The organism is Desulfobacter curvatus DSM 3379 (assembly GCF_000373985.1).
GTDB lineage: Bacteria > Desulfobacterota > Desulfobacteria > Desulfobacterales > Desulfobacteraceae > Desulfobacter > Desulfobacter curvatus.
This window is the reverse complement of the sequence record NZ_KB893092.1, coordinates 21,231-33,665: the sequence shown is the minus strand read 5'-3', so window position 1 is coordinate 33,665 and position 12,435 is coordinate 21,231. Positions and strand designations below refer to the sequence as shown.

Below are 12,435 nucleotides of genomic sequence, written 5' to 3'. Positions count from 1 at the left end.
ATCACTTCAAATCGCCCCATTGAAGACTGGGGCCTGCTTCTCAAAGACAATGCCGCATCATCGGCCATACTGGACCGGTTGCTTCACCATGGTCATCTGCTGAAATTTGAAGGGAAGAGTTACCGACTCAAAGAGGCTGCCAACCGGCTCTCTCAGCTGCGCGACAATAGGGAGGGATGAAAAAAGGAAAAAATGGAAGATATTAAGAGAATAACTTAGATCTCAATATTCTGCCGCCGGGGGATTTTGACCCGGCCACGGGTGGGGGATTTTAAAGTGGCCATCCGGGTTATTCCCCCAAATCAAACCGAAAGGTACCTCGGGAATATGATAAGCATATCTATAAAGAACGCAATCTTATCGAGCGTTTTATTGGCAAGCTGAAACAATTCCGTCGGATTTTCTCACGGTTTGAAAAATGGGCAAAAAATTATATGTATTTTGTTCGATTTGCTGCCGCTTTGATATGTTTACGTTAAAATGTCAACAGAACGTAAAAATGAAATATAGAAGAAAAAAATGTAGGGCTTGATCGTAAGATGGGCCACATATGTGGTGACCAGATGTAGATTGCTATCAACCATCTGTAATTCCACGTTATTTTGCAGCCAATTAAAAGAGATTGGCACAAAGTGGCCGAAGTTATGATCACCCCCAAAATCCTTCAAAAAATATTCTATGCAAGCAGGAGCGTCATTGGTGCGGACTTTTTTTATTCATAGCCGTGATGCCGGGGAGATCTCCCCATTTTTGGGGTGGGTGGATTTGTTAGAGACAGGCCATAAAATACAAAAACCAACCGCTTTAGGGGTTGGTATCTGTAATAGTATCTAAACTAAAAAAACCGCTTATAACTTGCTGATATTATTAGTCTTATGGCGGAGAAGGGGGGATTCGAACCCCCGGTACCCGGTTAGAGTACACACGCTTTCCAGGCGTGCACCTTCAGCCAGCTCGGTCACCTCTCCGAAAGACCCAAGCAAAATAGTATCTTTTAATCAAAGTGTCAAGGAATAATGCGCTTGGGTAATATATCCGTATCCAAAAGATTGTTTGACGACAGATAGATGGGCGGCAGAATGCGTTTGGGGGCGGTTATATCTTTAATTCCTGAAAAAATAACACGCTTTGCTGTTTTTTTTTGTCCGGTATAGATATAGCGTATCCACTCCGGAAAAATAGATGTTGGCTGCACTGCCTGTTCGATATCCGGCAGACGTTCGGAGGGGAAAATGATCATAAATCGGCCCTTGTGTCTGAGAAGAGTATCCGCTTTTGTGGTAAGGCCTTGGATATCCATGGTAATCTCATGGCGGGCGATGGCTTTTTCAAGATCCGGGTTTAGTCTTCCTGTATTATGTCTCTTATAGGGTGGGTTTGATAGGATAAGATCAAAAGGCCCGTTTGTGAATTCGGAACTAATATGCTTAATATCCGCGTTAATAATTGATACCGTCTGTTCAAGTTTGTTGTTGTTGATATTTTTCTGCGCAATTTCAGCAAGGTTGGTTTGAATTTCAACGCCGGTAATATGGGATTGAGGAAAGCAATATCCCAGGATAACCGAAATAATACCGCAGCCGCACCCGACATCAAGGATGCGATCTCCGGAACAAACGGATGAAACCTGACTGCATAACACAAAGGGATCCATGCTGTAGCGGTAGCCCTTTTCCGGCTGCAAAAGAGATAATTTGCCCCCAAAAAGTTGATCAGTAGTGTATTTCTCCAATTTTAAACCGTAGATGTGTAATTAAGGGTGTGTTCAGCCTTGCATTCAGGTTCGCAATCATCTCTTTTTCCAGGAATTTGAGTTGCTGTATCCATACCGAGCTTGACACGGTCACCTGCAAGTGGCCGTTTTTAAATGTATTCGGTTTGGCGTTCTGGGCAATGGAGCTTCCCAGCGCCAAATCCCATATGTCCCATATCTGCGTGATCTCCGTCTCCTGGGATGGTCTGTATTTTGACAACGCTTTTGCCAATATGTCACTGATATGAGTCAAGTGACTTGTACTTGTTTTTTGAGGGGCCATGTTCAATTTCCAATTGGTGTTTTATGATTCAATAATGTCATAACATAATATCAAACAATAGGGAATCCAAAGTGCGGTCCGGCCATGTTGCCGGCTTGCCTGATATTCTTTGCCACACGCGTTGTTCCGAATAACACCCATGGGCTGACTTGGTCTATCAAAACCCCGGCTCAACCCACAACAAAATATGAAAGGCATCAACAACTTATTGGGCCTTTCATATAAAAATATTGCCTTTTAACCTTGATTCTTATAATTAGAGTAATATTTTGCCTAAATAAAATATTCAAATGCAGCAATGGATACAATGATTATCATCAAATTGGTCATTCATTAATAGGATATAATTTTATGAATTGGGATTGGGAAAAGCTTCGAGAAAATCAGAAAAAATATGAACAAAAACAAGGCGGAGGAGGGCCTGGGATGCCTACACCGCCTCAGATGGATGATCTGTTAAATAAATTTAAGGGGTTTAAGTTTTCCGGCATCTTTTTTATTGGCATCATTATCCTCGCTTTGGTAATAGGCGTTTCCACCGTGTTTACCATTGGGCGAAGTGAGGTCGGTGTGATTCAGCGTTTCGGAAAGTATAATCGTTTGGCCCAGCCCGGCCTGAATTTCAAGATGCCCGCAGGCATAGAAAAAGTAACCAAGGTGAATGTCCGGCAGGTTGAAACCGAAGAATTCGGATTTAAAACGTACAACGGCGGCGGGTCATATCGTTCATCTGCGGAATCTTCCAGGCAGGAGGCATCTTTAATGCTCACAGGTGACCTTAATGTAGCCGTTGTCCCCTGGATTGTTCAGTATCGCCGATCCGACCCCAGGGCGTATCTGTTTAATGTAAAAGATGTCAGATCCCTGTTAAGGCATATGTCCGAAGCAACCATGAGAATGGTTGTGGGAGACAGGAGCATCAATGAGGTTATTTCAAGCCGTGCAGAAATTGCCAGTGCCGCCAAGGAAATGCTTCAAAAGGAAATGGATAATGCCAAAGCCGGGATCAGCATCGTCAATATTGAAATGAAGAAAACAAATGTGCCGGAACCGGTGCAAGCTTCCTTTAATGAAGTTAACCAGGCCATCCAGGAAAAAGAGCAGACCATATATAAGGCCAGAGAAGAATATAACAAGGCGATTCCCCTGGCCCGGGGTGAAGCAAGGCGAGTGATCAAAGATGCCGAGGGGTATGCTGTGGATCGGGTGAACCGTGCCCAGGGTGATGCTGCCAAATTTAAGGCTATCTACGATGAGTATGTCCGGGCAAAGGATGTGACCCGGAAACGGATGTATCTGGAAGCCATGCTTGAAGTTTTGCCCAAGCTGGAAAATAAATATATCATTGATTCAGATCAGAAAAATTTGCTGCCGTTTGTCAATATGGGAGCTAAATTTTCAGCTCAAACCCTTCAAAAAGGTAAATAGATATGGAAGATACAAATAACAATATGGGAAGGGTAAGTGGGGTTTTGCTGGCTATTGCAGTCATTGCAGCGTTGGTTTTATATAATTCCGCCTACGTGATAGATGAAACCGAGCAAGTGGTCATCACCCAGTTCGGGCGTATTGTGGGCGATGCAAAGAAAACACCGGGGTTGAAGTTTAAAATTCCATTTATCCAGAAGGTGAATAAATTTCCTAAAATTTTGCTTGAGTGGGACGGGGATCCGGGACAGATTCCCACAAAAGATAAAACATATATCTGGGTGGATACCTTTGCCCGGTGGCGGATCAGTGATCCTATTGTTTATTTTCAGACAGTGAAAGATGAATTTTCTGGACTGAAAAGACTGGATGATATTATTGATCCGGCCATGCGTGATTTGATTTCTGCATACCCGCTTGTGGAAAGTGTAAGGAATACAGACCGCCCCATGGATACGTTTGATGCCATTCAGGGATTAGAGGCAAAGGAAGGTGAGGACTCGCCAAAGCGGAAGGTTCGCTACCGTGTGGATTTGGGCCGGGCTGAAATTGCCCGTCAGATAGAAAAACAGGCACGGGAAAAATTAGCGGAGTTTGGCATTCAGGTTGTGGATGTTAAAATTAAGCGAATTAATTATATCGACAGTGTTCGCAGTTCTGTATATGACCGGATGATTGCAGAAAGAAATCAGATCGCAGAAAAATTCAGGGCAGAAGGTCAAGGTGAAGCCAGTAATATCAGAGGAGAAAAAGAACGGGAGTTGCAGGTAATCAAGTCCCAGGCGTATAAGCAGGTCCAGGAAATAAAAGGTAAGGCCGATGCCCAGGCTACCCGGATCTATGCAGCCGCTTATGGTCAAGATCCCGAATTCTATGCGTTTGTGGAAACCATGGAGCTATACAAAAAGACGCTTGAAAAGGACAGCACCGTTATATTGTCAACGGACTCCGAGTTGATGAAATATTTTAAGGAAAGTTCAAATTAAGAGATGTGTCGGATTTGGATATGTGGGATATGAGTATTGAGCTGAGTTGATACAACTCAATACTCCCCACGGGCTTAGGAAAGAAAAAGGCGAATCCAGTTTCTTTAGAGCCTATTTTTTCTTTCTTTGATGCCTGGTTTTGGCAAGGAGCTTTCTATGTTTATGCTTGCGCATTTTTTTCCTTCTCTTTTTTATAACGCTACCCAAAAAAATCACCTCCTTTTAAATCAGTAAACTGTCATTTGATTTGCTAAATTTTGACTATAGCATAGTTTTGAATTAAGTGTCCATTCTTTTGTTGTATGGAGCAGGCGTGTAAATGGCACGGTTTTTTAATGAAAGTGAACTTGGACAGGTTGCAACCGCAGCACTGCGGGCTGAGGAGATGGTGTACAATTATTTTAAGTTGTCCTCTTCCCAATGGCTTAAACACAGATATGATATTAAAACGGCCAAGGATCTGGCTCCCCATGAACGGGTGGAAGGCCCTTTTGCCCAAGTGCTTAAGTATGAAGGCCGGCGGCAGGATCTTTCTCTAAGCTCTTCTGTCTTCAGTCTCTATCATGTCTGCATCCAGGATCCTGCTATTATTTTATTTATTGCAAAAAAATCTAAAATTTGTCTTGCTCCTTTTCTTTTGTACATCCTGGTCCATGAACTGGTTCATGTGGTTCGGTTTGCACGGTTTGAACATCGCTATGAAAATGCCTGTGAAGCAGAGGTGACCCTGGAAGAAGAAAAAAAAGTGCATGGAATAACCCGCGATATTATTGCCTCCCAAACCGTGTCCGGGATGTCACAAGTTTTTGAATTTTATGCACAATGGTATTGATGGGTATAAACTGGAATATCCTTAAAAATTTTAAGCATCCATCCTTGACAAGGAAAAAAGACTTATTATTTTAGTTTTGTTTTTCAAGCAAGGAGTCCCTTAAAATAGACGGTTTCAGTAATTTAGAGGAAGGAAAAACAAAATGCCGGTTTACGAGTACCAATGCAGTGGGTGCGGACATATAGAAGAGGTTTTTCAAAAAATTTCGGAGTCCCCCCTTGAAGTTTGTCCCAGGTGCAATGGTAGCCTAAAAAAGATTATTTCCCAAAGCACCTTTCACCTTAAAGGATCCGGATGGTATGTAACGGATTACGGCGGAGCCAAGGCCGGTTCAAAGCCTAAAGAACAGTCATCAGCCAAATCAGAAAAGCCAACCTCAAAATCAGATTCCAAATAGATGGCGATCTGTTTAACGAGTTGACTTAATTCAAAAATAAAATTTAATGCTCAACTTTTATAATTAAAGGAGAATTGTATCATGAGTTTCAGACCATTGAGCGACAGAATTCTTGTTGAACGTGTTGAAGAAGATGAAAAAACCAAAGGCGGTATCATTATCCCGGACACAGCAAAGGAAAAGCCTGCCGAAGGTAAAGTTGTTGCAACCGGTAACGGACGTATGGGCGAAGACGGAAAGCTTCTTCCCATGGACGTGAAAGTGGGTGATCGCGTACTGTTCAGCAAATACGGTGGCACGGAAGTTAAAATTGACGGAATTGATTATCTGATCATGCGCCAGGACGATGTACTGGGCGTTGTTGATTAATATTTTCTATCATCCTGAAGCTCATAATTTCAGGTCGATAGGCTTAAGTTCACATATACTTTATTATAATTTAAAAATTTGACGGAGATAAAATACAATGGCTAAAGAAATTAAGTACGATGCCAAAGCACGTGAAGCTATGCTCAAAGGTGTTCAGGCGCTTGCCGACGCCGTAACGGTTACCCTTGGTCCCAAGGGAAGAAACGTTGTTATTGATAAATCCTGGGGTTCTCCCAATGTTACCAAAGACGGCGTAACCGTTGCCAAAGAGATTGACCTCGAAGATAAATTTGAAAACATGGGCGCCCAGATGGTTAAAGAGGTATCTTCAAAAACATCTGATATGGCTGGTGACGGTACCACCACCGCCACTGTCCTTGCCCGGGCGATTTACGAAGAAGGCCAGCGTCTGGTCGTTGCCGGCAACAACCCCATGGGGATCAAAAGAGGCATTGACAAAGCTGTTGCCAAAGTCATTGACGGCCTTGGAGAACTTGCCAAACCCACCAAGGACCAGAATGAAATCGCCCAGGTCGGCACTATTTCCGCCAATAATGATGAAACCATTGGTAACATCATTGCCGAGGCCATGGACAAAGTAGGCAAGGAAGGTGTTATCACCGTTGAAGAAGCCAAGTCCATGGATACTACCCTTGATGTTGTCGAAGGTATGCAGTTTGACCGCGGATATCTTTCCCCCTATTTCGCAACCGATACGGAAAAAATGGTTGCTGCCCTGGAAAATCCTTTTGTCCTGATCTGCGATAAAAAAGTTTCCTCCATGAAAGATCTGCTTCCTGTGCTGGAAGAAATCGCAAAAACAGGAAAGCCCCTTGTCATTGTTGCAGAAGATGTAGAAGGTGAAGCTCTGGCCACTCTGGTTGTTAACAAGCTGCGTGGTACCCTGAATGTGGCTGCCGTTAAAGCGCCCGGTTTCGGCGACAGAAGAAAAGCCATGCTCGAAGATATTGCCATCCTCACCGGTGGTCAGGTGGTTTCCGAAGATATCGGTATCAAACTGGAAAACATTACCCTTCAGGACCTTGGCCAGGCCAAGACGATCACCATTGATAAAGACAATACCACTATTGTTGACGGTGCCGGATCCAGAGAAGCTCTTGAAGGCCGCGTAAAACAGATTCGTGCCCAGATTGATGAAACTTCTTCTGATTATGACCGTGAAAAACTTCAGGAACGTCTGGCTAAACTGGTCGGCGGTGTGGCTGTAATTAATGTTGGTGCCGCTACTGAGACCGAAATGAAAGAAAAGAAAGCCCGCGTTGAAGATGCGTTGAATGCAACCCGTGCAGCTGTTGAAGAAGGTATTGTTCCCGGCGGCGGCGTAGCCTTGGTTAGATGCATTCCTGCCCTTGACTCCCTTGATGTGGACGGTGAAGAAAAACTGGGTGTTCAGGTTATTGCCAAGGCCATTGAGTGGCCGTTGCGCAAAATTGCCGACAACGCAGGTGTTGAAGGTTCTGTTGTTATCAACAAGGTTAAAGAGGGTGACGGCGCATTTGGATACAATGCCAGAACCGACGTATACGAGGATCTTATCGAAGCCGGCGTTATCGATCCTAAGAAAGTGGTCCGTTTTGCCCTGCAAAACGCAGCCTCTGTTGCATCTGTCATGCTGACTACCGAAGCCATGATCGCTGAAAAACCTGAAGAAAATGCAGGTGGCATGGGCGGCGGAATGCCCGGCGGCATGGGCGGCGGCATGGGCGGCGGAATGCCCGGTATGATGTAGTCGATCCTGTGACACCATGAGCCGGTTTATTCGGCTATGATGTATGTGATTTGGTGATATTAAGCCCCTTTGTCTCAGGCAAGGGGGCTTTTTTTTATTGACTTGAGGGTCGGTGATCGCATATGTAGTACCTGAACTTAAACCTCGTGTTTGGGCGGAAAGTTGCCCAGATGCAAGGTGCAGAAAAATTAGCACCCCTTAAGCAAGCTTATGATTGTGGGGATTGTAAATTCTTCTGCAACGCCGCAGATGGGTGACTTTCCGCCCAAACACCTTATAGATTTATGCCTTCTTGTCTGTTATGTTTCCTAGGAGCCAACATAGTTTAAGGAAAAAAGAATGACCACTGAATCAGTCGGCCTGTTATATATGCTCACCAATGCCGGGCCAGTTGTAAAGTTTATCATGTTGTTGCTGCTGTTTTTTTCTATTATCTCCTGGTCTATCATATTCATAAAATTTCGGTATATGAGAAAGGCATTCAGGGATTCGGCTGATTTTACCGAAGTATTCTGGCAGTGCCGGACCCTGGCTGATGCTTTTTCCAAAGCCAAGGCGCTTCGTCCCAGCCCCCTGGCCCGGCTTTTTATTGCCGCTTACATGGAGGCTGCAAGAACCGAGAATAAGGACAATCTTGCCGCAAAGAAAAATGCCGGATCAACTTTTCAGACCATGGGAAGTGTCAAACGTACACTTAACCGGGCCATTAATGTGGAAAACCGGCGATTGACCCAGTTGGTATCCTTTCTTGCAACAGCAGGTAATACAGCGCCTTTTATCGGCCTGTTCGGTACGGTGTGGGGTATCATGAGCACCTTTCAGGGCATCGGGCTCTCCGGGTCTGCCAGTCTTGCCGTTGTGGCACCCGGTATTTCCGAGGCCTTGGTGGCCACTGCAGCCGGACTTGCCGTGGCAATACCATCGGTTATTGCATATAATTATTTTAATGACCGTATACGGGTGCTGAATTCGGAACTTCAAAGTTTCTCCTCAGATCTTTTGAATATTATTGAACGGGATGTTTTTAAAAAGCTGGAGGCCTAAATGCAGCTTGGATCAGGAAATGACCCTTTGATGTCTGAAATCAACGTGACACCCTTTGTGGACGTCATGTTGGTTTTATTGATAATTTTTATGGTTACGGCACCCATGATGGTTCAGGGCGTAGACGTTGATTTACCCACGGCAACCGCCCAATCATTGCCCACGGATGAACAGAATCTGATCATCTCCATTGATGCTGACATGAAAGTGTATATTAACGAGCAGGAGATCAGTGCCGCTTTTCTGGCAGAAAAGCTTGCAGCGGTCATGGAGAATCTGGATAAGAAAAATGTTTACCTGAAGGCAGATAAAAAAGTACCCTATGGTGTAGTGGTCAACATTATGTCCCAGATTAAAAAAGCCGGTGTCACCAGCCTTGGCATGATCACCCTGCCTGGGGATGAAGATCAGGCTGGTTAATGGCGTCAGATGAATATCCGGTCTCAAATTCAAAACAGGCAAAAATTTATCAGCGAGCCCCAAAGTATTGCACCCGGAGGTTTTTTTGGGGTTTGTCTGGTATCCCTGATTTGCCATGTCCTTTTTTTTACCAGTCTGTATTTTTTGCATGATTTCCAATTTTCCGCACCCAAACCCAGAGTTATTACTGTGGATTTGGTTACGTTTGCTCCCGGGCCTGCCAGTGCCCAAACTTCGGAAAAATCGCAGCTGCCTGATGAATCGCCTTCCGATAACTTGGACAAGGTGAACCCTGATGCGGTTTCACAAATTCAATCCCAGCCGGCTGAACCCAGGGAACCGGAAATCCCGGTAATCAAACCTGAGGTCAGCTTGAAATCAAAACCCCGAAATCTTAAAGAGCTGATCGCAGCCAGAGAAAAGGAACCGCCCCAAAAAAAGCCGCCCAAAGAAAATCTTGTTGAAAAGAAAAAAAAGCAAGAGGAAGAAGCCAAGAAGAAGATGGAACGTAATCTTGCAAAGGCAAAAAAAGAACAGGCTGAAAAGCGTGAAAAACAGAGGCAGGCTCAACTTAAAAGCGCCCTGGAACGGATGAAGGCTTCGGTCGCCTCAAAAGAAAATGGTGCCCAGGGCACTAATTCCAGCGGTAGTGGGGCTGTTGGTGCAACAGGCAGCGGAGGAGGCGGAGAAGCCAGTCCGTTGAGGCTGTATCAAATGGTAATCAAATCTGCCATTGAACAGAATTGGGTTTTCAATGAGGCCATGGCCGGACTTAATCAGGAACTTGAAGTTAGACTTTTCATAAAAATATTAAAAAGCGGGGAGATCCGGGATATTTCATTTGAAACCCGGTCTGGAAACCATTATCTGGATGAATCTGCTAAGAAGGCCGTACAGAGGGCAAATCCCTTGCCGGAACTGCCCAAGGGGATGTTTTCCTATGATTTGGTGCTGGGGTTTTCCCCCCGGGGGCTTAAGTAATCTTAAATAAAACGGGTGATTAAATTGAGACAAAGCAAATATGTTCATGTGCTGTACAAGGTAGGCTGGCTATTGGCAATTATCGTTCTTCTGTCTGTCCCGGCCATGGCAAAGGATTATGATTATATCAGTATTTCAAATCCTTTCTTAAACAAAACACCTGTTGCCGTGACCTCATTCAAAAATTTCAGCGGCCATGAGGCTGAAGTTGCTGCAGGCGTTCAGGCCGAACAGATTTTAAAAGCAGGACTTGATTTCACGGGATACCTGAAAATTATGGACCCAACGGCTTTTTTATCAAAGCCTGCGGAATCAGGTATTCAACTGGGGCAGATAAATTTTAAGGACTGGACAGGCGTTGGGGCTGAACTTTTGGTTACCGGTGGCGTAGAAGAGCTTGACGGGCAGGTAAAATTGCAGCTTCGTCTCATGGATACCTTTAATACAAAATTGCTGGTTGGGAAAGTATACAGCGGGCCGGCTACCCAGATCCGTGCCATGGTTCATCGGTTTTGTGCGGAAGTTGCAAAGGCCTTGACTGGAAATTTCGGCGTTTTCGGATCAAAAATTGCCTTTGTTTCCACCGTCAATGGGAATAAAGAGATCTATTCTTGCGATTTTGACGGATTTAACCCCCGGCAGATCACCCATCATAAAAGTATCTCATTATCTCCGGCTTGGTCCCATGACGGCCAGTGGCTGGCTTATGTCTCATATGCCAAAGGAAAACCTGATATTTTTATAAAAAATCTTAAAGAGAACCTGGGAGCCATTGTTAATTATAAAGGAATTAATATTTCTCCGGACTGGATGCCGGGAAAGCTTACTCTTGCGGCAACGCTAAGTTTTTCAGGGGATCAGGAAATATATTTGTTGACCCGTAAAGGAGAAATTATTAAAAGAGTGACCAAGAGTTGGGGATCTAATGTGTCGCCTAAATTTTCCCCGGACGGTAGAAAGATCGCCTTTACCTCATCCCGGTCCGGCAATCCACAGATTTATATTCAGGGGCTGGATTCGGAAGAGGCCCGGCGCGTCACATTCATAGGAAAATATAATACCAGCCCGGCATGGTCCCCGGACGGAAAAAAGATTGCTTATGTGGGGATTGAAAAAAATAGAATAAATATTTTTGTAATATCTGTATATCCGCATATCGGTAATCCGGTGCAGTTGACCTCAGAACAGGGCGACAACGAAGATCCCTGCTGGTCCCCGGACGGCAGTCTGATTGTCTTTAAATCCAACAGGAACGGCGGACGGGCTCATTTGTTTGTCATGACTGCAGCCGGTACGGATCAGCGCCGGCTTCTTTCCATGTCCGGCAGCCAGAGTGAACCGGATTGGTCTGGTGATATAGGGTTTTGAGCTGAATAACGGCCATGGGGCGTCCTTGGTCTATCTACACCCAGTCTCAACCCACAACGAAAGTTAAAAAATCTGTGTAGGTTACACAGACTTTACTTAAGAAAAAAGAAATATAGGTAAGACAGTTAAAAGGTAAATTAAAAAAGGAGAAGTTCGATGAAAAAACAATTGTTGATGAATGTTGTGATGGCAGTACTGGTTGCAGGACTTGTGACAATGGTCGCCTGTTCAAAACCAAAGGTGGCTGATCCTAGTACAGTGAATCAGGGACAAAGCGGGGAAACGGATGCTGAAAGAGCTGCCCGGCTTGAGGCCGAAAGAGCTGCTCGGCTTGAGGCTGAAAGAATCGAAGCACAGCAGCTCGAAGATCAGCGGCAGGCCCAGATTTTTGAAGCCAAGTCCCGTTTTCTGAATCAGAATATTTTATTTGACTACGACAGTTCTGAACTTACAGATCAGGCCAAGGAACTGCTGCGGGAAAAAGCGGCCTGGCTGCAGGCCAATCCCTCTGATACCGTGATGATTGAGGGGCATTGTGACGAGCGTGGTACCACGGTTTATAATCTGGCCCTAGGTGAAAGGCGCGCCAACGCAGCCAGAAATTATCTTGTGGATTTAGGTGTCTCAGTCCGTCGTCTGGGTACGGTCAGCTATGGAGAAGAAAAACCTCTGGATCCGGCACCCACAGAAGCGGCTTATCGTATCAACAGGCGTGCACAATTTGTGATCAGGTAAAAAGGCATAAATTTAAGATAACCTTGTTGGGGATGTCTTCCTTGTGCGTTTGACGGATACAGGCAGGCGGGATTGTCTGCCTGTATCCA

15 protein-coding genes and 1 tRNA gene are annotated in these 12,435 nt (G+C 44.9%); 12 read left to right on the top strand and 4 right to left on the bottom strand.

Going from position 1 to position 12,435, the window contains the following annotated elements; genetic code table 11:
* Positions 1–180, top strand: a 180-nt coding sequence (locus B147_RS29115; protein ID WP_020586660.1) for an ATP-binding protein, incomplete at its 5' end; no start/stop codon positions are given.
* A 696-nt stretch (positions 181–876) separates the two neighbouring features.
* On the opposite strand, the gene B147_RS0121135 is transcribed toward B147_RS29115, so the two are convergent.
* The 3 genes from B147_RS0121135 to B147_RS0121125 all read right to left on the bottom strand — a co-directional run bounded on the left by B147_RS0121135 (position 877) and on the right by B147_RS0121125 (position 2,036).
* Positions 877–968, bottom strand: a tRNA-Ser gene (locus B147_RS0121135).
* Between the two features lie 38 nt (positions 969–1,006).
* Entirely contained in the window at positions 1,007–1,684 is a 678-nt protein-coding gene (locus B147_RS0121130; RefSeq protein WP_245569075.1) for a tRNA1(Val) (adenine(37)-N6)-methyltransferase, read from the bottom strand.
* Between the two features lie 28 nt (positions 1,685–1,712).
* Positions 1,713–2,036, bottom strand: coding sequence for a DciA family protein (locus tag B147_RS0121125; RefSeq protein ID WP_020589201.1), 324 nt, complete (start codon positions 2,034–2,036; stop codon positions 1,713–1,715).
* Positions 2,037–2,387: 351 nt separating this feature from the next.
* Between B147_RS0121125 and hflK the strand changes: the two genes are divergently transcribed.
* A complete protein-coding gene (gene hflK / locus B147_RS0121120; protein WP_020589200.1) occupies positions 2,388–3,464 on the top strand; it encodes an FtsH protease activity modulator HflK in 1,077 nt (358 codons plus the stop codon).
* A 2-nt stretch (positions 3,465–3,466) separates the two neighbouring features.
* The gene (gene hflC, locus B147_RS0121115) at positions 3,467–4,450 is read left to right on the top strand and encodes a protease modulator HflC (protein ID WP_020589199.1); all 984 of its coding nucleotides are present in this window, start codon (positions 3,467–3,469) and stop codon (positions 4,448–4,450) included.
* Positions 4,451–4,561: 111 nt separating this feature from the next.
* Here hflC and B147_RS31350 read toward each other — a convergent pair whose 3' ends face one another.
* A complete protein-coding gene (locus B147_RS31350) occupies positions 4,562–4,666 on the bottom strand; it encodes a 30S ribosomal protein bS22 (RefSeq protein ID WP_004074089.1) in 105 nt (34 codons plus the stop codon).
* 103 nt (positions 4,667–4,769) lie between these two features.
* Here B147_RS31350 and B147_RS0121110 point away from each other — a divergent pair, with 103 nt between their 5' ends.
* The 9 genes from B147_RS0121110 to pal all read left to right on the top strand — a co-directional run bounded on the left by B147_RS0121110 (position 4,770) and on the right by pal (position 12,346).
* Positions 4,770–5,282 carry a hypothetical protein gene (locus B147_RS0121110; RefSeq protein ID WP_020589198.1) on the top strand — a complete coding sequence of 171 codons (513 nt, stop codon included), beginning with the start codon at positions 4,770–4,772 and terminating at the stop codon, positions 5,280–5,282.
* Positions 5,283–5,424: 142 nt separating this feature from the next.
* Entirely contained in the window at positions 5,425–5,679 is a 255-nt protein-coding gene (locus B147_RS0121105; protein WP_020589197.1) for an FmdB family zinc ribbon protein, read from the top strand.
* A gap of 81 nt (positions 5,680–5,760) precedes the next feature.
* On the top strand, positions 5,761–6,048 hold the full coding sequence (gene groES / locus B147_RS0121100) for a co-chaperone GroES (RefSeq protein WP_020589196.1): 288 nt from the start codon (positions 5,761–5,763) through the stop codon (positions 6,046–6,048).
* A gap of 97 nt (positions 6,049–6,145) precedes the next feature.
* Positions 6,146–7,798, top strand: a complete 1,653-nt coding sequence (groL, locus tag B147_RS0121095) for a chaperonin GroEL (protein ID WP_020589195.1) — start codon at positions 6,146–6,148, stop codon at positions 7,796–7,798.
* A 339-nt stretch (positions 7,799–8,137) separates the two neighbouring features.
* On the top strand, positions 8,138–8,842 hold the full coding sequence (gene tolQ / locus B147_RS0121090) for a protein TolQ (protein ID WP_020589194.1): 705 nt from the start codon (positions 8,138–8,140) through the stop codon (positions 8,840–8,842).
* Complete coding sequence (gene tolR / locus B147_RS0121085) at positions 8,843–9,262, top strand: protein TolR (RefSeq protein WP_020589193.1); 420 nt, start codon at positions 8,843–8,845, stop codon at positions 9,260–9,262.
* A 9-nt stretch (positions 9,263–9,271) separates the two neighbouring features.
* Entirely contained in the window at positions 9,272–10,243 is a 972-nt protein-coding gene (gene tolA / locus B147_RS0121080; protein ID WP_020589192.1) for a cell envelope integrity protein TolA, read from the top strand.
* A 15-nt stretch (positions 10,244–10,258) separates the two neighbouring features.
* Positions 10,259–11,611, top strand: coding sequence for a Tol-Pal system beta propeller repeat protein TolB (gene tolB, locus B147_RS0121075; RefSeq protein ID WP_245569074.1), 1,353 nt, complete (start codon positions 10,259–10,261; stop codon positions 11,609–11,611).
* A gap of 156 nt (positions 11,612–11,767) precedes the next feature.
* Positions 11,768–12,346, top strand: coding sequence for a peptidoglycan-associated lipoprotein Pal (gene pal, locus B147_RS0121070; protein WP_020589190.1), 579 nt, complete (start codon positions 11,768–11,770; stop codon positions 12,344–12,346).
* The last annotated feature ends 89 nt before the right edge of the window (positions 12,347–12,435 follow it).